The sequence below is a fragment of the Glycomyces sp. NPDC046736 genome (assembly GCF_040645615.1).
Lineage (GTDB): Bacteria > Actinomycetota > Actinomycetes > Mycobacteriales > Micromonosporaceae > Glycomyces.
In genome coordinates this window covers 27,663-50,214 of the sequence record NZ_JBEYYO010000005.1, presented here as the reverse complement: position 1 = coordinate 50,214, position 22,552 = coordinate 27,663, and the positions used below count along the sequence as shown (strand labels likewise).

Below are 22,552 nucleotides of genomic sequence, written 5' to 3'. Positions count from 1 at the left end.
AAGGAACTACAGTTTCATTAACATGTGCCCCCTAAGATAGCTCCGAGCCCATCGCTAACGCAACTGGAGTCCCGTTATGAGTGAGCCCATAGGCGCCCCGGGCACCGCCCGGCCCGGCGGACGCACCGCCCGCGTCCGCGAGGCCGTGCTCCGCGCCGCCGGGGACGCGCTGGTGGACAACGGACTCGGCGGCGTCGACCTCGCCGAGGTCGCCCGCCGCGCCGGAGTCGGCAAGACCACCGTCTACCGACGCTGGGGCACCGTCCCCGGTCTCGTGGCCGACATGCTCGCCGAGATGGCCGAGTCCTCGCTCCCGCGGGCCGACACCGGCTCCCTCGACGCAGACCTCGCCGCCCTCGCGGCCCTCAATGTCGCGACCCTGACCGACGAACGCCAAGGGCCCCTGTTCAAAGCGGTCATCGCCGCCGCCACCTGGGACGAGCCGACCGCCGTGGCCCTGCGCGGCTTCTACCGCGCCCGCATCGCCGAGTGGGCCCCCTGCGTGGACCTGGGGATCGAACGAGGCGACGTCCCCGAGGGCACCGACGCGGCCGAGGTGATCCGCGCCGTCTCCGCCCCGCTGTACTACCGTCTCCTGGTCTCGGGCGACCCGCTCGACGCGGACACGGGCAAGCGGGCGGCGGCCGCCGCGGCGGCCGCCGCCCGCTTGGGCGCCTTCGTCACCTGACGGTGACCGAGCCCCGCCTGATCGCGTAGGCCAGCGTCGCCGCCCCGAGCGCCGGGCCCCAGATGTAGAACGGGAATCCCCAGACCAGTTCGAGCGCGTCCTGCCGGATCCCCAACGCCACCATCGGGACCGACATGAACGTGAACAGCACTGCCATCGCCGTGGCGGGCACGATCGCCACCTTCGGCGGCACCGGTCTGCCCTTGAGGACCGGCATCCACGCGGGCCACCGCGTGCCCCAGCGCTGGGTCAGGCCCAGGCACAGCACTCCGCCGCCGATCGCGGCGAACCCGAGGCTCAGGCCCCACACCCGCGTCGCCATGTCGATGTCGGCGCTTTCGAGCGGCCCGCCGGCCCACACCCACGGCGTCAGCCACGTCAACCGCGTCACGCCGTAGGGCAGCGAGCTGGCGAACGCGAGCCAGCTGGCGGCCCGGCCCCATTTCGCGGCCCGTTCGGGGGCCAGCCACGCCGGGGCGGGCCGGTCCTCGCGGCCGGTGAGCAGCAGGATCAAGGTGAGCGCGGTCCAGATCCCGGCGCCGACGACGATCCAGACCTGGACGGCCATGTACGCGCCGATCTCGGCGAGTCTGCCGCCGAGCATCTTGAGGAACTCACCGGCGGCGACGAGGTCGATCACGCCGGTCACGGCCAGCGCCGCGAAGACCCCGGCCGTGGCGAGGGCGGCCACGGTGCGCCACACGCGACCGCGGGCCAGGAGCGTCGGCCCGGCCACGATGAGCGCGGGCATGAGGAACGCGCACAGGTAACCGGCGAGCGAGATCGGCGAGATCGTGCTCAGGACCAGGCCGAACACGACCGCGTACAGCGCGGTGAGCGGCCACAGTTTCGGTTTCGCCCGGGCCGCGAGGAGCCCGATGACGCCTGCGGTGATGAGCAGCGCCGGGCCGATCCAGTCGGGCGCGGAGGCGGGGAAATAGAACGAGGGCTGGTAGAGCTCGTGCGTGAAGGGGCCGCCGCTGGGGTCGAGCAGCTGCCAGAGTCCGATCGGGATCGCGGTGAGCGACCAGAGGAACGCGGCGATGACCGCGACGCGGCCGAGCCGGTCCTGGGTGCGGCCCGCTTCGATGCGCGGGGCGATGGTGTTCGCTGTCATGACTCCAGGCTCGCGGCCTGCGGGCCCGGTTCAATCCCGCGAGCGGGCGAGGCGGCTCCCCCTGGCGGGGGAACTCGCCGGGGGAGTGCGTCCCGTTCGCCCCTTTCGCCACATGCGTCTCACGCGTCCCTTCGCGAAGCGAACCGGAAACGATCTCGGAACCTGTCCTTCCCAAGGGTGAAAAGGAATTGCAATACCCGCTCGGAAAGGTCACGGAGCCATCACAAACAGGGCCGGGTGTGGTCACAGTGTCTGGTGTCACCACCCCGCCTGCCTTAGGGTGTAACTCGGATCACGTCAACCTCCATGACCACCTGCGGATCCATCTCGAACACTAGCTAGGAGAAACCATGTCCCGCTTTCCCCGAGCGCTACTCGCCATAGGTACGGCGAGCGTCGCCGCGTTCGCGCTCGTCGCCTGCGGCGACGACGCCGGCTCCGATTCCGACAGCAGCGGAGCCTGCACCGAAGGCGACGGCATGACCGTCGGCACGATCCTGCCGCAGACCGGCTCGCTCGCCTACCTCGGCCCGCCCGAGTTCGCCGGCGTCGACCTCGCGATCGAGGAGATCAACGAGTTCGGCGGGGTCCTCGACAACTGCGTCAAGGTCCTCCACGAGGACTCCGGCGACACCTCGACCGACATCGCCAGCCAGGCCGCGGACGCGCTCATCTCGCAGGGCGTGGACGTCGTCATCGGCGCGGCCTCCTCGGGCGTGTCGTTCCAGTTCATCGACAAGCTCTACGAAGAGGGGATCGTCCAGATCTCCCCGGCGAACACCTCGCCGGACTTCACCACGTACGAGCGCGGCGACTACTACTTCCGCACCGCGCCCTCGGACATCCTCCAGGGCCGCGTCATGGCCGACACCTTGATCGCCGACGGCCACGAGAAGATCGCGATCCTGGCCCTCCAGGACGCCTACGGCACCGGCCTGGCCGCCTCGATCGAGGCGAACCTCACCGAGTTCGGCGGCGAAGTGGTCCTGACGACCATCTACGACCCGAACGCCGCCGAGTTCTCCGCCGAGGTCAGCGAGCTCGCCGCCGCCGACGCCGACGCGGTCGTCCTCATCACCTTCAACGAGATCGTGAACCTGGGCCCGGCGCTCGCCGAAGGCGGGCTCTCCTCGCAGGACATCCCGTGGTACTTCGTGGACGGCAACCTCGCCGACTACACCGCGGACTTCCCCGAGGGCTTCCTGGTGGGCACCAAGGGCACCTTCCCCGGCGCCGACCCGACGCCGATCCGCGAGCGCCTGCTCGACATCAACCCGGACCTGAAGGACTTCACCTACGCCTCGGAGTCCTATGACGCCACCGCCCTGGCCGCGCTCGCGGCGATCGCCGGCGGCAGCTTCGACTCCGACACGATCAAGGACAACCTGATCGACGTCAGCTCCGGCGGCACCAAGTGCACCGGCTTCACCGAGTGCGCCACGCTCCTCGCCGAGGACAGCTCCGCCGACATCGACTACGAGGGCTACTCCGGCCCGATCGAGTTCTCGCCCGAGGGTGACGTCACCGCCGCCACCATCGGCATCTACGAGTACCTCGCCGACAACACCTACCAGAACCTCGAGTACCGCTTCGGCGACCTGAACGGCTAAGCGAGCCCCAAGGCCGACCGCACGCGAACAGAAAGCCCCCCGGGACCACAGGACCCGGGGGGCTCGATCGTGCCCGTACGAGGACGGTGGAGGCCGCAGCGCACGGGAGCGAGGCGGGGGTGGAGTGAGCGGCGCGGCGGGTGGAGCCGGGCGGCGGCGAGCGGCGGCATCGCGAGGCGGCGAACCGCGATCGCTCGCGGCGAGCGAAGCTCGGTCTCGGCGGTGCACGCCCTGCGAAGCGAGCGGGGCGGCACGCCTTCTCGCCCTCGCCAGTGGCGGCGGTCGGCCTTTCCCGTGGGGCAGCGTGTCGTCGACCGCCACCGTTCCTCGCCCGCCGCAAGCGAAACGCCCCCGGCGTCCTCTCGGACTCCGGGGGCGCTCTCTCGCTTCCTCTAGCGTGCCTTCCCGAGCGTGCCCAGGTACAGCTCCACGACCTTCGGGTCGTCGATCAGGCCCGCACCCGGACCGGTGTAGGCACTGCGGCCCTGGTCGAGCACGTAACCGCGATCGCAGATCTGGAGGCAACGGCGGGCGTTCTGCTCCACCATCACCACCGTCACCCCGGTCTGGTTGATCTGCTTCGTGTTGAAGAAGACCTCGTCCTGCATCGCCGGGGACAGCCCCGCCGACGGCTCGTCCAGCAGCAGCACCGACGGCTCCATCATCAGCGCCCGGCCCATCGCCACCATCTGCCGCTCGCCGCCCGAGAGCGAACCGGCCCGCTGCGTGCGGCGGTCGCCCAGCACCGGGAACAGGTCCGTCACGAAGTCGAACCGCTCCCGGAACGCCTTCGGCCGCAAGAAGACCCCCATCTCGAGGTTCTCCTCCACCGTCAGCGTCGCGAACACGTTGTTCGTCTGCGGCACGAACCCGACCCCCAGCGGGACCAGCTGGTGCGCCTTGCGGTTCGTGATGTCCTCACCGCGCAGCTCCACCGTCCCCGAGGTGATCCCGACCAGGCCGAACATCGCCTTCAACAGCGTCGACTTCCCGGCCCCGTTGGGTCCGATGATGCCGACCAGCTCGCCCTCGTTGGCGTACAGGTCGGTGCCGTTGAGGATCGACACGCCCGGGATGTACCCGGCCGTGACCTCGTCGACGCGCAGCAACGCGTCGACCGAAGCCGCCACGTGCCCTTCGCGACTGCACACCTCGGTGTCCGACTCGATGGACTCGTCGATCGGGGCGCCCGTCGGGCCGATGCCCTCCACCACGCCCTCGACCGGCTGGTTCTCGTTGTCGCTCATGTCGTCTCCTAACGCTGGGCCGCGTCGTGGTGCGCGCCCAGATAGGCGTCGATGACGCGCCGGTCGGCCGAGATCTGGTCCGGCGTGCCCTCGGTGATGAGCTGCCCGGCGGCCATCACGGCCACCCAGTCGGCGATCTCGTGGACCATGTCCATGTCGTGCTCCACGAACAGGACCGTCATGCCCTCCTCGCGCAGCCCCTTGATGTGCTCCAGCAGCGACTGCTTCAACGCCGGGTTCACCCCGGCCATCGGCTCGTCGAGCATGACCATCCTCGGGTCGAGCATGAGCGCCCGCGCCATCTCCAAGAGCTTGCGCTGGCCGCCCGAGAGCTCGCCCGCGTAGTCCTCGCGCTTGTCGATGAGCTTGAACCGCTCCAACAGCTCCAGGGCCTTCTCGCGGTTCGCCGCCTCCTGCTGCTTCCACAAAGGAGGGATGAGCCCGGCCCACATGCGCTCCCCGATCTGCGAGGACGCGCCGATGAGCATGTTGTCCATGACCGACATGCGCGTGAGCGCCTTCGTCAGCTGGAACGTGCGCACCATCCCGGCCCGCGCCACCTGATAGGACCGCATCCGGTTGGCCTTGCGCCCGTTGAAGTCCCACTCGCCCTGACTCGGCCGGTCGAAACCGGTGAGCAGGTTGAAGAACGTGGTCTTCCCAGCCCCGTTGGGGCCGATGAGCGCGGTGATGGAGCCCCGCTGCACCTCGAGGTGCTCGACGTCGACGGCCACGAGGCCGCCGAACGCGCGCCGCACCCCGGTCGCGGTGAGGATCGCGTCCGCCTTCGGCGCTCCAGGCTCGGCCGGGACCCCGGCCAGCGCCTCGCGCGCCGCGGTGATGCCGGTGCGCTGCTCCCCGGACATCGGCTCGGACGCCTCGTCCACTTCGACCTCCGACTGCTCGCCGGGCTCGATCTGCTGTTCATCGGACATCGAACATCAGCTCCTTCTTGTTGCCGATGAGCCCCTGCGGCCGGTAGATCAGCAGCAGGACCATGCCCAGCCCCAGCAGGAAGTACACCAGCGGCCCGACCTGCGTCGAGTCCAGCACGCTCGAAGGGATCACATCGGCCCGGATGGCCTGGTTGAGCCCCTGGGCGATCAGGTTGTACAGGAACCAGAACAGGGCCGCGCCGAGCACGGGCCCGAAGAGCCGCGCCGCGCCGCCGAGGATGAGCACCACGTAGAAGTAGAACGTGAAGTCCGTCGAGAACGTGTCGGGCTGGACGTTCGCGCGGCTGAGCGCGAACATGAAGCCCGCGATCGCACCGATGATGCCGCCGAAGACCAGCGCCTGCATCTTGTAGGCGAACACGTTCTTGCCCAGGCTCCTGACGGCCTCCTCGTCCTCGCGGATGCCCTTGAGGACGCGGCCCCACGGGCTGTGCACGAGCAGGCCCATGATGACCAGGATGACCGCGATGAGCACCCAGCCGACGACCAGGATCCACAGGTCGCGGTTGGAGTACTGGAAGTTCACGATGCCCAGGTCGACCAGCAGTCGGCCGTTGTCCATGGACACGAACCCGAACGACCAGGTCGCGTCGTCCGACCACGGCTTCATCTTGAAGAACGGCTCCGAGAAGCCGCGCATGCCGTCCGAGCCGCCGGTGGTGTCGGACCACACGGTGGCCCGCATGAGCCGCCGCACGATCTCGGCCGCGGCGATCGTCACGATCGCCAGGTAGTCGGCCCGCAACCGCAGCGTCGGAATACCCAGCAGCAACGCCATGACCACGGCCGCGACGAGGCCGATCGCGATGCCCCACCAGAACGGCAGGCCGAAGGACGCCACGGTGAGCGCCAGACCGTACGCGCCCATCGCGGCGAACGCGGCCTGGCCGAAGTTGAGCAGCCCGGTGTAACCGAACTGGAGGTTCAGGCCGATCGCAGCGAGCGCGTACACGATCATCGTCGGTCCGATGGCCTGCGTCAGCGCCTGGCTGAATACGAATTGCCAATCCATCGCCAAGCCCCCTAACCGATTCGTTCGCGTCGGCCCAGGATGCCCTGGGGTCTGGTGAGCATGATGATGATGAGGATGGCCAGCGCGCCGACGTACTTGAGCTCGGGCGCGACCACGAGGGTCGACATCTGCACGAACACCCCGATGATCATCGAGCCGAGGAACGCGCCGAACGCGGTACCGAGGCCGCCGAGGACCACCGAGGCGAAGATCAGCAGCAGCAGGTGCTGGCCCATGTCGAACTTGACGCCATCGCTGATCGACAGGAACACGCCCGACATCGCCGCCAGAGCGCCGCCGATCATCCACACCAGGCGAATGACCTTGTTGGTGTCGATGCCGGTCGAGGACGCCAAGGCCGGGTTGTCGGCGACCGCGCGGGTCGCCTTGCCGAGCCTGGTGAACACCAGCGCCAAGCCGACCAGGATGCACACCACCAGAGCGATCGAGCCGGTCACGACCTCCTTGGGAGTCACCACGAGCCAGCCGAAGTCCCAGGGCTTCTGGCCCACGTACTCGTTGTAGCGCTGGCGTTCGCCGCCGACGAAGAACAAGGTGGCGTAGCGGATGAGCATCGCCACGCCGATCGAGATGATCATCATCGTGACCAGGCCGGTGCCGCGTTTGCGCAGCGGTTTCCACAGCCCCGCGTCTTGGGCCCAGCCGAAGGCGGCGCCTAGGACGACCGCGGCGATGGCCGCGAGCCACACGGGCAGGCCGAAGGTGATGTTGAACAGCAGCGCCATGACGCCGCCGAAGGTCACCAGGTCGCCGTGGGAGAAGTTGGTGAGGCCGGTGGTGCCGAAGACCATGGACAGGCCCACGGACGCCAGGGCGATCATCAGGCCGAAGTGGAGGCCGGAGACGAGGAGGCTGACGACGCGGGTCGCGCCGCTCTCGTCCTCGATCTCGCCGAGGGCCTCGCCGTCGGCGGCCTCGTCGGGGTCTGCGCTGTCTTCGTCTTCAGGGGCGCTGGTGGCCCCGTCCTCGCCGGTGGTGGACTCGCCGGGGTCCTGGGGCGTGACGCCCTCGGCCAGCTGCGTGTCGAGCGGGAACAGGACGGTCCGGTCGGAGCTGACCTCGACTTCGAGCTGCGGCCGGCCGTTGCGGACCAGCAGCCCGTCGGGCAGGGTCGACTCGTCGAGCGTGACCGTGTAGGTCCCGCCGGATTCGAGCGGGATGGCCCAGGTGCCGTCTTCGGCGCTCTGGGCGGTGGCGACTTCGTTGCCGGTCGCGTCGGTCACGGTGATGGAGACCCCTGCGATGGGTTCGTCCTGCTGGTTCTCCAGGGTGCCGCGGACGCCGAAGGCATCCTGCGCCACCGCGCTGCTGTTCACCCCCAACCCCAGCAACAGGCCGGCGAACGCAGCCGACATCAACAACACTGCACGTCTCAATGGGCCCCCTCGGGAGGTTTCGGGCGTCGGAACCCGCCTCCGTGGAACGTTCGAGAAACACGAAAAAGGCGGGAGTGAGTCGGATCTTAAAGAGACCTGGCTTACAAACACGGGTCTCGTTATAGAACCGTTGCAAATGTGGCCCAGATGTTACCGCTGGGGACGGCGGCGGCTCGCTCGTGTGCCACGACTCCGTTGCCGGACGATGCGGTGCCTGTGAACATCGCGTGTCAGCGGCCGGGCCCGCGGCCCTGGGGCCACCGGGCGACCGCCGGGTGTGAGACGATATTGCCCGCTCGGGGCAGTAGCTCAGCTGGTTAGAGCAGGGGACTCATAATCCCTGGGTCGCGGGTTCAAGTCCTGCCTGCCCTACCGAGAAGGCCCCGCATCGCGGGGCCTTCCGCGTCACCGGGCCCGGACGGCCAGGGGGCGCTTGCCGGAGGTGGTCATGATCCGGTCGACCAGCCGCATCGGTAGGAGGCGGGCCAGGGCCACGATGGTCTTGTTCTGCCACCCGGGGATGCTCAGCGACCTGCCTCTTCGCCAGTCCCGCAGCGCGGTGGCGACGACCGTGTCGGCATCGAGCCACAGGAAGCGGGGGATGCCGGTCATGTCCATCCCGGCGCTGTCGTGGAAGGCGGTGCGGGTGAAACCGGGGCACAGCGCGGTGACGGCGACATTCGCAGGAAGCGTGCTCCGGGCCGCCGACCGACTGAAATTCGCGACCCACGACTTACTGGCCGAATAGGTCGAACTCGGAAAGAACCCGAGCACCGAGGCGAGATTGATGACGCCGCCACTGCGTCGCTCCATCATGGATGGCAGCGCGGCGAGCGTCAGGCGCAGCACCACCTCCATGTGGAGCCGGGCCATCGCGATCTCGGCCTCGACCGGGGTGGCGAGGAACTCGGTGGGATGCCCGAACCCGGCGTTGTTGACCAGCAGGTCCACGCCTTCGCGGCACCGCGCTTCGACGCGCGCGAGGTCGGCTTCGGCGGTCAGGTCGGCGACTACCGTCTCCGCGCCGAACTCGCCCGCGACGGCCTTCAGCCGCGCCTCGTCGCGATCGACCAGGACCAGCCGATACCCCTCGCCCGCAAGGGCCCGCGCGAACGCAGCCCCGATCCCCGATCCCGCGCCGGTGACCAGTGCCGTTGGCCCCGAAGCCGATCGTTCCTCGCTCATCGGGGGAGTCTATCGACGCGGCGGCCCCCGCCTCTGCGAGACGAGGGCCGGTCGGGAACGACCGAGTTGAAGGCCGCCGCCGCGAGCCCGCTTCCGCGAGACGAGGGCCGGTCGGGAACGACCGAGTAGAAGGCCGCCGCCGCGAGCCCACCTTCTCGAGACGAGGGCCGGTCGGTTGCGACCGAGCTGAAGGCCGCCGCCGCGAGCCCACCTCCGCGAGACGAGGGCCGGTCGCCGGGTCGGCGTTACGCCGGGACGGCTTTGGCGCGACGCTTGCGCTGCGCCGCGGCGAACAGCGCCAGGAACACCGCTGCGGTGACCACGCCCGCGGCCACGGTGATGTAGACCTGCGGCGACTCGTTGACGCGCTCGCCGGCCACGGTGTGCAGTGAGACGTTGATGAGCCAGTGCCCGATCGCGGCGGTGAGGATCCGCTGCCACGCCGAGCCGTTGCCCATGAACGCCAACAGCACCGAGAACGCCAGCGTCGAGACGATGAACGCCCCGGCCACGGCCGGGCCCGCGGTGAAGATCTGCACGTGCCACACTGCCCAGACCGCGCCGGTGGCCAGCGCGGCGGTGAACCGGCGCATCCGCGATTCGAGCGCGGGCTGCATGAAACCGCGCCACCCGATCTCCTCGCCGGTCGCTCCGACCAGCTGCAACACCAGGTACAGCACGAACGGCGAACCGGCCACGGCTGCGACGCCTTCGATCTCACCGCCGGTCGCGAGCACCAGAGCGACGCTGATCGCGGCGAACACCGCGACCGCGAGGACCATCAGGACGGTGTGCGCGCCGACCTGGCGACCCGACACCGCTTCGGGCATGAACGCGCGCAGCCGCTTGCGGAACGCGATCCACGTCAACGCGGCCCCGAGCGCGGGACCGAACTGCGCGAACGTCAACAGCTCCGCGTCGACCCCGGACAGGCCCTGGACGACGCCCAGGACCCCGGAGAACACGAACGACGCGAGCACGAACACGACGAGCGGGACCCAAGGCGAACCGGTCGCCTCGGGTCTTGAAACAGGGGCGCTCAAAATGGATTCCCTTCGAACGGGTGGTGTAAAGGCCCGGCGAGCCTATTCCACTCCAGCCACTTCCACCCGCCGCGCCTCCGCGAGACGAGGGCCCGGGCGAAGCCCGGGCCCTGCGCCTGTCGCGGTGTGTCGCTGTTCTTCAGGTGTTCTCGGGTGCGGCGATGAGCCGGTGGGCTTGGGCGAGGATCCACGGGCACCATTGGTCGCCGCGCCACGCGCCGAGCCATTCGGGGACGGCTTCGGGTTCGTCGGTGAAGCGGCAGATCAGGCGAGGCCCGGCGCCGTCGTTGCATTCGATGCGGTAGTCGGACGGGCCGAGCGGATGGGCCCCGGACAGCTCCCGGTGGACCGAGAACACGGCCGGGCCCCGGCGGAAGTCGCCGAGCCAGCCGTCTTGGTCGGGGTGCGGGTCGGACTTGGCGGATTCATCCTTCACAGAACCTCACCTGCCCGGGCCTGGGCCGGCCCGCGACGCGGCCGTTGTAGAAGATGCCGAACGCGCAGTCTTCGAACCAGGCCTTCCACTCGGGTGCGAAGGCCCGCCAGCCCTCGCCCCAGGTGGCGTGCAGATGGCCGGTGGTCAGGCCGGAGACGATCAGGACGAGGTCGGCCGGGTTGTCGGCCACCGAGACATGGAACGAGTCCGGCGCGGTCTCGGAGGAGGCCCGGACGGTGAAGTGCTGCTGCTGGTCCCCGAAGGTCCCGCGCACGAGTTGACTTGCCGGGCGGCCATCTCGGTTGGGATTGTCGGGTGTGTGCGCGACAATGGTTCTGGACACGGATCTACCTCCGCTGTCTACGAGACCGGGGCGGGGCCACTGGCGTAGGAACCTGATCCCGCCCCGGTCGGCTTTTTCTGGTGGACACGAAATGTCCCATCCCGCGAACCCTGTCACCGGAATCCCGCGATGAGCCTCTCATGCTTAGTTGGTATCATGACACAACCATGCTGTTGGCACAAGTTTGTGTCGAAGGAAAAATGTCGGCGTGTCGGGTATGCGACACGCTGCGACGGGAGGTCGCATGGCACGCAAACCCGGACCGGAACCCAGCCTGCGGTCGCAGTGGCTCGGCAAGATCCTTCGTGACCTTCGCAAGGCCAAGGGCTACAACCTCAATGAGGCTGCCGACTTCATCCAGCGCGACGGATCGGTGTTGAGCAGGTACGAGAACGGCGAATACCCGATCCGCCGCAGCGATGTCATCGCGCTGCTCACCTTCTATCGGGTCTCAGACGAGTCAACCCGCGCGGGTGTAATGCAGCTATGCGAAGACCTGTGGCGAACCGACTGGTGGGACCCCTACGCCACAGCGGTTGTGGACGATTTCATCAATGTTCCGTGGCTAGAATCGCGCGCGGAACGCATCTGTGAGTATCAAGCGTTGGTTCTCCACGGTCTCCTCCAGGCTCCCAGCTACGCCGAAGCTGTGATCCGCAACGCCGAGAAGGACACCGAATCTGAGGAACAGATCGCGCAGTGGCTTGAGCTTCGGGTTGCACGCCAACGTGTGCTTAGCGGCGAACACTCCAAGCCGTTCGCGGCGTTGATCGAGGAACATGTGCTTCACCGCCCCATCGGCGGGCTGAAGGTCATGCGGGAGCAGCTTGAGCGTCTAGTCGAAGTCGGCGAGAGCGACAATGTCGAAATCCGGGTCATGCCCACCGATCACGGCCCCCACTCAGGGCACCTTGGCAGCTTCACACTGTTCGAAATGCCGTATGAGCTGTCCAGCGTCGCCTATGTCGAATCGCTGGGTGGAGGCTTGTACATCGAAGCACCTCGCGTCGAGCGCTTCGAGCGTGCGTGGGAGGATCTGTGGAGGAGCGCGCTCAACCCCGAGCAATCGAATGCCCTGATCAAAGCCGTTTTGAGGGAGATCAAGTGATGACGACCGGCACCAGGCAAGAGCTCTCGGGCGAAGAGCTGGCCGGTATCCGATGGCGCATCAGCACTCGCAGCACCAATAACGGCGGAAGCTGTGTGGAGGCCGGTCCCCTCGCTGATGGCTCGGGGCGGGTCGCGGTGCGGCACTCGCATCATCCTGAGGGTTCCGTGATCGTGTACACCCGGGGAGAATGGACTGCGTTCTTGGCTGGAGCCAGGGATGGCGAGTTCGACTTCACCGAGTAACCCGGAGGCCCCCGTGGCGACCGAACAGCAGCTCACCGCACTTGAACTGGCGGGTATCCGCTGGCAGAAGAGCACCCGCAGTCAGAGTGGTGGCGGGCAGTGTGTGGAGGCCGGTCCCCTCGCTGATGGCTCCGGACGGGTCGCGGTGCGGCACTCGCATCACCCCGAAGGTTCCGTGATCGTCTACACCCGGGCCGAGTGGTCCGCTTTCCTCGCCGGGGCCAAAGACGGCGAGTTCGACTTCACCAGCTGACCGATCGACCGTGGGCATCCGCTGATCCCCGATGTCGTGTGTGTGAGCGAGGGCCGGGGCCTGGCGGGGCTCCGGCCCTCGCTTCGTATCCAGTTGTGCGCTGCGCGGTCTGGTGGAGGTGCCCGGACGCGGGAGCCACCCCGCGCCCGAGTCTTGTGGCGGTCCGCGCGGTTCCCCTACTCACCGCCTACCTACACCAAAACTGGGGCAAGCTTTACACAGAAAGTCAACAGCCTCAAGGAAAACTTTTTGGCTGTGGATAACTCCGTGAGCAGGTGACACGTTCAAGCCTGGGGCTGTGGATAACTTGTCGTCCTGGCGCTGCTGGCGTCCTCGTCGGGGTTGGTTGCCCGGCAGTCTCACACTGCGTGCGTTGACCTTCGGCTTGCCGGGGTCGCGGTGCGGCACTCGCACCACCTAAAGGCTCGACGGTCGATCTACCAGGGGACCTTCGTGTCCGCGTGGTAGTCCAGGCCCTCCTGGAAGAACCCGCCCGAGGGGCCGTCCTCGCCGATGAGGGCCAGGTCGATCGCGACCTTCGCGGCCTCTTGCGGGGAGCGCCAGCCGGTGTTGTGGTTGAAGTCGGTCTTGGTGTAGCCCGGGGTCATCGCGTTGACCTTCACCGTGGAGTCCTTGAGCTCGACGGCGTAGGAGATGGTCATCATGTTCAGCGCCGACTTCGAAGCCCCGTAGGCGCCCACCTCCATCCCCGCGAACGGCTGCTCAGGATCGGTCATGAAACCGAACGAGCCGACCTCGCTGGAGACGTTCACGATCCGCCCGGCCTCCGACTCGCGCAGCAGCGGCAGCAGCGTGTTCGTCACCGCGATGACCCCGATGACATTGGTCTCGAAGACCGCCCGGGCAGTGGCCGTGGCCATGTCGCTGGTGTGGTCGCCGATCTCGCCCAGCGCGACCCCGGCGTTGTTGACCAGCACGTCCAGGCCCCCGAACTCGCTCGCGATCCGCTGGGCGGCCACGGCGATCGTCGCTTCGTCGGTGACGTCCAGGTGGACGAACACCGCGTCCAGGCCCTCCCCGCGCAGCAGCGCCGCGGCCGCCTCGCCGCGTCCTGTGTCGCGGGCCCCGACGAGGACCCGCAGGCCCCGCTCGCCGAGGCCGCGCGCGATCTCCAGGCCGATGCCCTTGTTCGCTCCGGTGATGAGTGCAGTTCTCTTGTCCATGCCCCGAGCCTGCGCCCGATCACGCGACCCGCAAAGAGCACCGCTTATGGTGGTACTTCCCGTACCTGGCTCCCGGGCCCCGAACGCGGGACCATTGACGCATGGACCGCAAGCAGCTCGCCGACTTCCTCACCACCCGCCGCGCCGCCATCCGGCCCGGCGACGTGGGCCTGCCCGAGGGGCCGAGGCGCCGCACGCCCGGCCTGCGCCGCCAGGAGGTCGCCCAGCTCGCCGGGATCTCCATCGAGTACTACATCCGGCTCGAACAGGCCCGCGGCCCCAAACCCTCCCGGCAGGTCCTCGGCGCGCTCGCCCGCGCGCTCATGCTCGACCGCGACCAGCGCGCCCACCTCTTCCACCTCGTGGATGAGCTGCCCGAATCCGAGTCGAGCCGCACCGTGACGCCCACGATCGCGAACCTCCTGGCCGGACTCGGCGACTACCCCGCGTACGCGATCGACGCGTCGTACGACATCCTCGCCTGGAACTCCGTGGCCGACCGCTTCATGGGCTTCCTCTCGCTGCTCGCCCCCGGGAACCGCAACATCCTGCGCACCAACTTCACCGGCCCGCACGCCGCGCGGAACCTCGCCGACCCGACCACGGTCGCGTTCCTCCAGGACTGCGTGGCCGACCTGCGCGCTTCGCTGGCCCGCAGCCCCGGGGACGCGCACCTGCGCGCCCTGGTCGACGAGCTCCTGCGCGCGAGTCCCGAGTTCGGCGAGATGTGGGCCGACCACCAAGTGGCCGTGCGCCGCGTCCAGACCAAGCGCGTCGACCACCACCAGTACGGGCCGCTGGAGTTCGACTGCCAGGTCCTCGACGTGCCGGGCACCGCGCTGCGACTCATCGTCTATGTGCCGCAACCGGACTCACCCACAGCTCACGCGTTCGCTTCGGTGCGTGAGGCGATGCCGGTCACGATTGACGCCCCCGTGCGCCGCTCGTAACCGCGCCGCGACGGACATCACGCCCGGATTTCACCTCCGGGACTTTTGCTCGACCAACGAGTGTTCTTATGCTTGGCGTGGAGGAACCACAACCTCCCGATCTTGATCAGCGACCGGTACGGCAAGGACGCAGCCGGTGACAGCCTCAGCGTCCCTCCTCATCCATCGGAGCTGCTTCCAATGCGCATGCCTCTGTTCGCCCTGTCCATCGGCGCGTTCGGCATCGGCGCCGCCGAATTCGTCGTCATGGGGATCCTTCCCCAGCTCGCCGCTTCCGCGGGCGTCTCGCTCGCCCAGGCCGGCCTCGCCGTCTCCGCCTACGCCATCGGCGTCGTGCTCGGCGCGCCGCTGCTCACCGTCTTCACCACCCGCGTCCCCCGCAAGCCGCTCCTGATCGGCCTCATGGGCGCGTTCGCGGTCGCCAACCTCGCCACCGCGCTGGCCCCCGACTTCTCGACGCTGCTCGCCTCGCGTTTCGTGGCGGGCCTGCCGCACGGCGCGTTCTTCGGCGCGGCCGCGGTGGTCGGCGCGAGTCTGGTCGCCTACGAGCGCCGCGCCCGCGCGATCGCCGGGATCATGTCCGGACTCACGGTCGCCACGATCGTCGGCGTCCCGATCAGCACCCTGGTCGTCGGCCAGGTCTCGTGGCGGTGGATCTTCGCTGCCGTGGCAGCGCTCGGCCTGGTGGCCGCCGCCGCGATCTGGCTGACCGTGCCCGACACGCGCGGCACGATCGTGGCGACCCGGGCCCGCGACGAGGTCCGCGCGATCGGCTCCAAGCGGGTCCTGCTGCCGCTGATCACCGGCGCGGTGGGCTTCGGCGGCATGTTCGCCGCCTACACGTACCTGACGCCGATCCTCGAAGAGATCACCGGTCTGAGCGCGGTGGCCATCGCGGTCACGCTCGCGATCTTCGGCCTCGGCCTGACGGTGGGCAACGTGCTCGGCGGCCAGATCGCCGACCGCTCACCGATCCGCGGCCTGTTCGGCGCGTTCATCGCGATCGCGGTGGTGCTCACGATGATGGCGTTCTCGATGTCGAACCCGGTCCTGGCGATCGCCGGGGTCTTCCTGATGGCGACCTCGTCCTCGCTGGTGGGCCCCATCATGCAGCGCCTGCTCCTCGACGGCGCCCACGAGGCCCCGTCCCTGGCCTCCTCGATGCACCACGCCGCCTTCAACCTCGCCAACGCCAACGGCGCCTGGCTCGGCGGCCTGGCCCTCTCGGCGGGCCTGGGCCTGACGGCCCCGATCCTCGTCGGCGTCGGCCTGGCCCTCGCGGGCCTGGCCCTGTCGATCCCGCTGGCAAGGGTCCACGCCCAGTCCACGGTCCCGACGGTGGCCCCGGCAGAACTGGTCACGGCCTCGTAAGCAGAGGCGAAGCGAAAGCGGGCGACGCGGGCGGAGCGAGTCGAGGCGGTCGTAGCAGTCGGGCTCGCGGTCGCGGTGACGCCGGTTCGGTCGGCCGTGAGCGCCTCGCTCACGGTGGCGCTCACGGGCTCGACTGAGGCGGCCGCCGCAGTCTCGCTCCCGGTCGCGATGACTCCGGGCGGCCGTCGCGATTCCGCTCGTGGTCGCAGTCGCGGTGAGCTCAGTTCGGTCGAGCGTGCAGCGCCCCGCTCGCGTCGGCGGGTCACCGGCTCGGCCGGGGCGGCCGCAGCAGTCGGGCTCGCGGTCGCGGTGACGCCGGTTCGGTCGGCCGTGAGCGCCTCGCTCACGGTGGCGGTCACCGGCTCGGCCGGGGCGGTCGCTGCGCGGCGGGCGAGTTTCAGCGCGCATGTGGCGTGAACCCGGCCGAGGTCACCTTTGCGTGGCGGTCCCGCTCGCGTCGGAGGGTCACCGGCTCGGCCGGGGCGGCCGCCAGGCTGTGGCCCTTGCCGTCGCGATTCCGTCGCACTCGCCGCTCGACCGCATGCGTCATAACGCAGTTCGGAGGACCCGAAAGGGTCCTCCGAACTGCGTTCACGGCTCCAGGATCACCTTGCCGGTCGTGCCCCGGTGCTCCAGCGCCCGGTGCGCTTCGGCCGCTTCCGACAGCTTGAACCTGTGGACCGCCGGGCGCAGCCGTCCCGCCGCCAGCTCCTCAAGCGATCGCTCCTCCAGCGCCTTGAGGCCGCCGAACTTCGCCAGCAGCTTCGGGCCGAGCGCTCCGGTGACCGTCAGGCCCCTGCCCACGATGTCCTCGACCGTCGCTTCGGTCGCCTTGCCCGCCGACCAGCCGAACACGACCATCCGACCGCCGAACGCCAGCCGGTCGAACGTCGCCCGGCCCACCTCGCCGCCCACCGAGTCGAACAAGAGACTCGCCTCGCGGCCCTCCAAGGCCCGGTCGAGCACGTCGGTCCAGCCCTCGGCCCGGTAGTCGATCGCCGCGTCCGCGCCGTTCGCGGCCACCTGCCGCACTTTGTCCTCACCGCCCGCCAAGCCGATCACGTACGCCCCGGCCCGCTTCGACGCCTGCACGAGCAGCGTGCCCAGGCCACCGGCCGCGGCCGGGACGAGGACCACGTCCTCCTTCGTCACCGCTGCGACCGAGAGGATCAGCAGCGCGGTGCGGCCGGTGCCGATCATCGCCACAGCCTCGGCGAAGTCCGCGTCGCCGGGGATCTCGTGCACGGACTCGACCTCGCGCACGGCCTTCTCTGCGTACCCGGCCGACGCGAACCCGAGGTGGGCGACCACGCGCTTGCCGATCCACGACTCGTCCACGCCCTCGCCGACCGCGTCCACGACCCCGGCCGCCTCCCGGCCCGGGATCGCTGGCAGCTCCGGCAGCGGGTACGGGCTGTCCTTCGCGCCGGTGCGGAACGTGGTGTCCAAGAGGTGCACCCCGGCGGCCCGGGTGGCGATGCGCAGCTGGCCGGGGCCCGGCTCGGGCTCGGGGACCTCCTCGTAGACGAGGACCTCGGGGCCGCCGAAGGCATGGTGGCGGATGGCGTGCATGTCGACCTCTTCTCATCGGTGGGTGTGCGCCCAACCCTAGGAGCGGGCCGACTGGGACCGCATCAGTCGACCGACTGGACTCAGCGGCTCGGGTCGATCCCCAAGGCCTCGAACAGGTCCCGCGCCTCGGCCTCGCATTCGCCCGCCGCCTCCTCCAGCCCGGCGGCCCGGTACGCGCGCGCCAGCGCCCGCAGGCTCCGCGCCTGCCGCAGCGGGTCGGGCATGGCCGCGAACACGTCGCAGGCCTGGCGGCCCATCTTGACGGCCCGCCCCAGGTCTCCCGTGGCGGTCAGCAGGCGGCACATGACCCGGGCCTTCACCGCCAGTGACTCGGAGGTCTCGTACCGGTTCAGGTGCGCGACGCGGCGCATCGCGTCCTCGGCCTGGTCGTACTGCTCGGTGTCGACGTACAGCTCCGCGAGCCAGTACGTGTACACCAGCTGGTGACGCGAGTTGTTGACCTGCTCGACGAGTTCGAGCCCGTGCAGCAGCGCGGCCTCGGCCCGCAGGTAGTCCTCGTCGGCGCGGTGGACGGCGAACTGCCGGAAGTAGAGCCGGGACCGGTAGTAGTTCGACGGGTGGACGCGCAGCATCTCGGCGATCTCGCGGCACAGGTCCTCGGCGGCGCTGATGCGGCCCTGGTCGACGTACAGCTCCGAGAGCGCCAGCAGCGGGTACACCGTGGTCGGGCCTTCGGGCGCGCTCGCGTCGAGATCGCGGGCCCGGCGCAGGTGGGATTCGGCCTCGGGGAAGAGTCCCATGCGCCGCAGCACCGTCCCCAGCGAGGTGAGCACCTCCACGCGGACCCAGCGCTCCCCGGACCGCTCAGCGGCCAGGGCGGCCTCCCGCAGGATCGACACGGCCTCCCGGTAGCGGCCCATCTGCGTCAAGGTGGTCCCGAGGTCGCTGCGGGCCTTGCCGGTGCGGTCGCCGTCGGGGGTGCGGCGCAGGTAGTCCAGGGTCCTCTCGGCGTAGACCTTGGAGGAGTTGAGGTCGCCCGACGCGTAGGCGACGGCGTCGGCGAGTGCGTACGCCCTGGCCGCGTCCATCGGGTCGCCCGAGCGCACCCCGGTCTCGATGCCCCTTTCGGCCACGTGCGCGAGCCCGGGGAGCTCGTACTGCGAGTCCGACAGCGAAGTCTCGTCGCGGTATCCGGTCTTGGCGAACGCGATGAGCCTCCTGAGCAGCCGCGACACCGTCGGGTGCCCGTTCCATTCGAGGAACGTGGCCACGATGTTGCGGTACTCCTCGACCGGCAGCCGCGCGGTGCCCTTGGCGTACCAGTCGACGGTCTGCTCTCTGAGTCGTTGCAGCGCGGCGGCGTCGAACCCCGATTCGGCTTTGCGGCGGGCGTAGTCGCGCACGAGGTCATGGAACCGGTAGCGGCCCGGCCGGTACTCGTCGATGCGGTGCGAGGCCACGAGCCGGGCCAGGAGCCGTTCGGCCGCTTCGGGTTCCCATGCGGCCAAGGCCACCGCCAGGCCCTTGGAGAAGTCCGCGCCGGGCAGGCACGCGAGGTTCAGGTACAGCAGTTCCTCTTCGGGGTCGAGTGCCTGGAACGACAGGTCGAACGCGGCCGCGACCGTGGTGGTGGGGTCGCCTTCGACGGCGAGGTGCGCGAGCCGGTCGCGCCCGGCGAGCGCCGTGGCGGTCTCGGCGAGCGTGGTCCCGGCCTGCCCGGCGAGGTTGGTGCCCACGATCCGCAGCGCGAGCGGCAGCCCGCCGCACAACCCCGCGATCCGTGAAGCGGCCTCGGGTTCGGCCGCGACGCGGGTCTCGCCGATGAGGCTCTCCAGCAGCCGCACCGACTCGCCCGCGGCCAGGGCGCCCACGGTGATCTGCCGGATGTCGTGCCGCGCGGCCAGGTCGGGCAGCCGGGACCGGCTGGTGACCACGGCCGCGCACCCGGCGGTCCCCGGCAGCAGCGGCGTGACCTGCGATGAGTCCCTTGCGTTGTCGAGGACCATGAGCGTCTTGGTGTCGGCCAGTCGCGAGCGCAGCAGCGCCGCGGCCTCGTCGGTGTCCGAGGGGATCGCCTCCGAGCCCATCCCGAGGGCCCGCAGGAAACCCGCGATGGCGTCGAGCGGGGTCAGCGGGGCGCTGCGGCCCGATCCGCGGAGGTTGACGTAGAGCTGCCCGTCGGGGAACCGCTCGCGCACCCGGTGGGCCCAGTGCAGCGCGAGCGTGGTCTTGCCCGCGCCGCCGATCCCCGACAGCACCGCCTTCCGCGGGCCCGGCTCCAGCAGCAGGTCGAGGGCCGCGAGTTCGTCGCGGCGGCCGGTGAAGTGGACGCTGTCGGCCGGGAGCTGCGCGGGCGCGGGGAGCTTGCGCCGGGGCGCGGGCCCGGCCTCGGGGCCCGGGCTCGCGCGCAGCGCCGGGTCGTCGCGCAGGATCGCGGTGTGCAGGTCCTTGAGGCGCTGCCCGGGGTCGATGCCGAGTTCGTCGGCGAGGCGGCGGCGGATCGCCTCGTACGCCTCCAGCGCCTCGACGGTGCGGTCCTCGCGGTGCAGCGCGGTCATGAGCAGCTCGGCGGCCCTCTGCCTATAGGGGTGGTCGTCGAGGACTCGTCGCAGGTCGGCCACGACCGCCGCCTTCGTGTCGAGGTCGAGTTCGAGTTCGGCGCGGTCCTCTTCGGCGGCGGCGCGCTCCTCGTTCCAGCGCAGCGCCCCCGATTCGAGCATCCGCCCGCTGAACCCGGTGAGCGCGGGCCCGCGCCAGATCGCCAGCGCCTCCCGCAGCGTCGCGAGCGCGGCCCCCGGTTCGGAGGCCGCGACCTGCTCGCGTGCGATGCGCACGGCCCGTTGGAATCTGAGCGCGTCCACGTTCTCGGGCCTGACGCGCAGCCGGTAGCCCTCGCCGATCTTCTCGATCTCGCAGCCCTCGGCCGGTTGGAGCTTGGACCTGGCGGCGGCCACGAGGTTCTGGACCTGGCGCCTGGCGGTCGCGGGCGGGTCGTCCTCCCACAGCGCGTCGACCAGGCGCGGCAGCGCCACCACGTGCCCGGCCTCCAAGAGCAGCACGGCGAACAGCCTGGGCAGGGTCCGGCCCGGCAGCGGCACGGGCTGGCCTTCCCATGCGAGCTGCAACGGGCCGAGGATCGCAAAGTCCAAGCGCGACCTCCAATGCGGGGCGGAGGCGTGGGCAGATTCCAGTCTATGGGCAATTGGTGATCATTTGGGAACGGTCGCAATGGGTTTCGGAGCGTGACGATCCGGTCGCCGGTCTCGCTCTCGTGAAGGACTCGTGAAGGTCTTGACGCGTCGGACTCGAAGCTCGAAGTGTCGAGCAGAGGAGGAACGATGTTCACGAGACAGCGTCCCGAGGCGATGGCCCTGCCCCACCAGGCCCGCGCCGAGTTCCGCAGCGGACTGGTCACCCCCACGAGCGGCTGGTCCCACGGATACGTCCAGGCGAACCTGGTGAGCGTGCCACGGGAGCACGCGATCGCTTTGCGCCGCTTCGCGGTGCGCAACCCGCGGGCCTGCCCGCTGCTGGCCGTGGTCGGGGCCGGGCGCTTCACGACCGACCTCGCCGAGGGCGCGGACCTGCGCCGCGACCTCCCGGCCTACCGTGTGTGGAGCCGCGGCCAGCTCCTGGGCACCCGCACCGACGTGGTCGGCCTGTGGCGCTCGGACCTGGTCACGTTCCTGCTGGGGTGCAGCTTCACGTTCGAGCCGCTGCTGGAACGCGCCGGGGTCCCGCTGCGCCACACCGAACAGGGCCTGAACGTGCCGATGTACCGCACCAACCGGCGGTGCCTGGGTGCCGAGCGGTTCCGCGGCCCGCTCGTGGTCACCATGCGGCCGATCCCCGCCGAACTGGTCAACCGCGCCATCTCGGTCACCCGGGACCTGAGGCTGGCCCACGGCGCGCCGATCCACATCGGGAGTCCGGCGGCGCTGGGGATCAAAGATCTCTCCCGCCCCGACTTCGGCGACCCGGTCGAGTTCGGGCCCGACGACGTCCCGGTGTTCTGGGCCTGCGGCGTGACGCTCCAGGAAGCGGTCGTGGGGGCCAAGCTGCCGTTCGCGATCACGCACGCGCCGGGGCACATGCTCATCACCGACCGGCGGATCAAGTTCGCCGGCACCGTCCCGGCCTCGACCCGTTGAGCTACATGGCGTTCGCGGAGGCGGCGGCCGGTTCGGGCAGGCGGAACAGCCCGAGGAACCGCTCGGCCATCGCCTGGTCGCCTTGGACGGTGACGCGCCCGGCGTGCAGCGACACGTCGAGGCTGCGCCCGCCGAGGGTGAGCCGCTTCAACGTCTCGGCGTCGGTGCGGATCACCGCGTGCGGGTGCTCGGGCCTGCCCGGGGCCAGGATCAGCTGCGCGTCGATGATCTCGGCGATGAACGGCCGGTCCCCGACCCACAGCTCGAACGCCGCGTCGAAGCCCCGGGCCGCGACCGGCATGAACAGGCTGCGCATCGCCAGGATCAGCGCGTCGGCGCCCATCGGCGCGTCCAGCGGGATCGCCGCCGACCGCGCGCCCCACCGCAGCAGCATCACGATCGGCGCTTCGAGCTCGCGGCCCCACTCGGTCAGCTCGTACACCTTCGACGCGGCCGGCGGCGGCAGCCGCCGCTTGGAGATCACGCCGTGCGCCTCCAATTCCCGCAGCCGCTGCGAGAGCACGTTCGCGCTCGCGCCGTGCAGCCCGCCGCGCAGATCCGTGAACCGCTTGGGCCCCAGCAGCAGCTCGCGGACGATGAGCAGCGACCACCGCTCGCCCACCAGGTCGAGCGCGTGGGCGGCCGGACAGCCGTCGCCGTAAGTGCGCACGGATTCCTCCCGGGATTCGAGGCCACTCGCGGGCCGCACGAAGAAGACGATGA

The 22,552-nt window shown here is 69.9% G+C and carries 21 protein-coding genes and 1 tRNA gene; 9 read left to right on the top strand and 13 right to left on the bottom strand.

Translation table 11 applies throughout. The features are described from left to right. Positions 1–76 precede the first annotated feature (76 nt). Positions 77–688, top strand: a complete 612-nt coding sequence (locus AB0B28_RS07185; protein WP_360117925.1) for a TetR/AcrR family transcriptional regulator C-terminal ligand-binding domain-containing protein — start codon at positions 77–79, stop codon at positions 686–688. On the opposite strand, the gene AB0B28_RS07180 is transcribed toward AB0B28_RS07185, so the two are convergent. Continuing rightward, positions 681–1,805: a hypothetical protein gene (locus AB0B28_RS07180; RefSeq protein ID WP_360117922.1), complete on the bottom strand. Its 1,125-nt coding sequence runs from the start codon at positions 1,803–1,805 to the stop codon at positions 681–683. The genes AB0B28_RS07185 and AB0B28_RS07180 overlap by 8 nt on opposite strands. Before the next feature lie 350 nt (positions 1,806–2,155). Here AB0B28_RS07180 and AB0B28_RS07175 point away from each other — a divergent pair, with 350 nt between their 5' ends. Further along, positions 2,156–3,415: an ABC transporter substrate-binding protein gene (locus AB0B28_RS07175; protein WP_360117919.1), complete on the top strand. Its 1,260-nt coding sequence runs from the start codon at positions 2,156–2,158 to the stop codon at positions 3,413–3,415. A 392-nt stretch (positions 3,416–3,807) separates the two neighbouring features. On the opposite strand, the gene AB0B28_RS07170 is transcribed toward AB0B28_RS07175, so the two are convergent. The 4 genes from AB0B28_RS07170 to AB0B28_RS07155 are packed head-to-tail and all read right to left on the bottom strand — an operon-like array spanning position 3,808 to position 8,006. Further along, positions 3,808–4,662 carry an ABC transporter ATP-binding protein gene (locus AB0B28_RS07170; RefSeq protein WP_360117916.1) on the bottom strand — a complete coding sequence of 285 codons (855 nt, stop codon included), beginning with the start codon at positions 4,660–4,662 and terminating at the stop codon, positions 3,808–3,810. Positions 4,663–4,670: 8 nt separating this feature from the next. After that, a complete protein-coding gene (locus tag AB0B28_RS07165; RefSeq protein ID WP_360118312.1) occupies positions 4,671–5,528 on the bottom strand; it encodes an ABC transporter ATP-binding protein in 858 nt (285 codons plus the stop codon). 58 nt (positions 5,529–5,586) lie between these two features. Continuing rightward, the gene (locus tag AB0B28_RS07160; protein WP_360117913.1) at positions 5,587–6,630 is read right to left on the bottom strand and encodes a branched-chain amino acid ABC transporter permease; all 1,044 of its coding nucleotides are present in this window, start codon (positions 6,628–6,630) and stop codon (positions 5,587–5,589) included. Between the two features lie 11 nt (positions 6,631–6,641). Beyond that, positions 6,642–8,006: a branched-chain amino acid ABC transporter permease gene (locus AB0B28_RS07155; protein WP_360117910.1), complete on the bottom strand. Its 1,365-nt coding sequence runs from the start codon at positions 8,004–8,006 to the stop codon at positions 6,642–6,644. A gap of 319 nt (positions 8,007–8,325) precedes the next feature. On the opposite strand from AB0B28_RS07155, the gene AB0B28_RS07150 reads away from it, so the two are divergent. After that, positions 8,326–8,399 (top strand) — tRNA-Ile (locus tag AB0B28_RS07150). 33 nt (positions 8,400–8,432) lie between these two features. Here AB0B28_RS07150 and AB0B28_RS07145 read toward each other — a convergent pair. From AB0B28_RS07145 to AB0B28_RS07130, 4 genes are all read right to left on the bottom strand, one after another. Beyond that, the gene (locus AB0B28_RS07145) at positions 8,433–9,212 is read right to left on the bottom strand and encodes an SDR family NAD(P)-dependent oxidoreductase (protein ID WP_360117907.1); all 780 of its coding nucleotides are present in this window, start codon (positions 9,210–9,212) and stop codon (positions 8,433–8,435) included. 245 nt (positions 9,213–9,457) lie between these two features. Continuing rightward, positions 9,458–10,255, bottom strand: a complete 798-nt coding sequence (locus AB0B28_RS07140) for a type II CAAX endopeptidase family protein (protein ID WP_360117904.1) — start codon at positions 10,253–10,255, stop codon at positions 9,458–9,460. Positions 10,256–10,394: 139 nt separating this feature from the next. Next, positions 10,395–10,691 carry a hypothetical protein gene (locus AB0B28_RS07135; RefSeq protein WP_360117901.1) on the bottom strand — a complete coding sequence of 99 codons (297 nt, stop codon included), beginning with the start codon at positions 10,689–10,691 and terminating at the stop codon, positions 10,395–10,397. After that, positions 10,681–10,965, bottom strand: coding sequence for a hypothetical protein (locus AB0B28_RS07130; protein ID WP_360117898.1), 285 nt, complete (start codon positions 10,963–10,965; stop codon positions 10,681–10,683). Before AB0B28_RS07130 ends, AB0B28_RS07135 begins: the two co-directional genes overlap by 11 nt. A gap of 313 nt (positions 10,966–11,278) precedes the next feature. Here AB0B28_RS07130 and AB0B28_RS07125 point away from each other — a divergent pair, with 313 nt between their 5' ends. The 3 genes from AB0B28_RS07125 to AB0B28_RS07115 are packed head-to-tail and all read left to right on the top strand — an operon-like array spanning position 11,279 to position 12,640. Beyond that, positions 11,279–12,142: a helix-turn-helix transcriptional regulator gene (locus AB0B28_RS07125; RefSeq protein WP_360117895.1), complete on the top strand. Its 864-nt coding sequence runs from the start codon at positions 11,279–11,281 to the stop codon at positions 12,140–12,142. Continuing rightward, a complete protein-coding gene (locus AB0B28_RS07120; protein WP_360117892.1) occupies positions 12,142–12,387 on the top strand; it encodes a DUF397 domain-containing protein in 246 nt (81 codons plus the stop codon). Before AB0B28_RS07125 ends, AB0B28_RS07120 begins: the two co-directional genes overlap by 1 nt. Before the next feature lie 46 nt (positions 12,388–12,433). Then, complete coding sequence (locus AB0B28_RS07115) at positions 12,434–12,640, top strand: DUF397 domain-containing protein (RefSeq protein WP_360118309.1); 207 nt, start codon at positions 12,434–12,436, stop codon at positions 12,638–12,640. Between the two features lie 437 nt (positions 12,641–13,077). On the opposite strand, the gene AB0B28_RS07110 is transcribed toward AB0B28_RS07115, so the two are convergent. Then, positions 13,078–13,824 carry an SDR family oxidoreductase gene (locus tag AB0B28_RS07110; RefSeq protein ID WP_360117889.1) on the bottom strand — a complete coding sequence of 249 codons (747 nt, stop codon included), beginning with the start codon at positions 13,822–13,824 and terminating at the stop codon, positions 13,078–13,080. A gap of 101 nt (positions 13,825–13,925) precedes the next feature. Between AB0B28_RS07110 and AB0B28_RS07105 the strand changes: the two genes are divergently transcribed. After that, positions 13,926–14,774, top strand: a complete 849-nt coding sequence (locus AB0B28_RS07105) for a helix-turn-helix transcriptional regulator (protein WP_360117886.1) — start codon at positions 13,926–13,928, stop codon at positions 14,772–14,774. A gap of 180 nt (positions 14,775–14,954) precedes the next feature. Beyond that, a complete protein-coding gene (locus AB0B28_RS07100; RefSeq protein ID WP_360117883.1) occupies positions 14,955–16,145 on the top strand; it encodes an MFS transporter in 1,191 nt (396 codons plus the stop codon). 591 nt (positions 16,146–16,736) lie between these two features. Here AB0B28_RS07100 and AB0B28_RS07095 read toward each other — a convergent pair. Both AB0B28_RS07095 and AB0B28_RS07090 read right to left on the bottom strand, forming a co-directional pair. After that, positions 16,737–17,717, bottom strand: coding sequence for a zinc-binding dehydrogenase (locus AB0B28_RS07095; protein WP_360117880.1), 981 nt, complete (start codon positions 17,715–17,717; stop codon positions 16,737–16,739). Positions 17,718–17,797: 80 nt separating this feature from the next. Next, positions 17,798–20,827, bottom strand: a complete 3,030-nt coding sequence (locus AB0B28_RS07090) for a BTAD domain-containing putative transcriptional regulator (protein WP_360117877.1) — start codon at positions 20,825–20,827, stop codon at positions 17,798–17,800. Between the two features lie 189 nt (positions 20,828–21,016). Between AB0B28_RS07090 and AB0B28_RS07085 the strand changes: the two genes are divergently transcribed. Further along, complete coding sequence (locus AB0B28_RS07085; RefSeq protein WP_360117874.1) at positions 21,017–21,829, top strand: putative hydro-lyase; 813 nt, start codon at positions 21,017–21,019, stop codon at positions 21,827–21,829. 1 nt (position 21,830) lies between these two features. On the opposite strand, the gene AB0B28_RS07080 is transcribed toward AB0B28_RS07085, so the two are convergent. Next, a complete protein-coding gene (locus AB0B28_RS07080) occupies positions 21,831–22,499 on the bottom strand; it encodes a winged helix-turn-helix transcriptional regulator (protein WP_360117871.1) in 669 nt (222 codons plus the stop codon). Positions 22,500–22,552 lie beyond the last annotated feature (53 nt).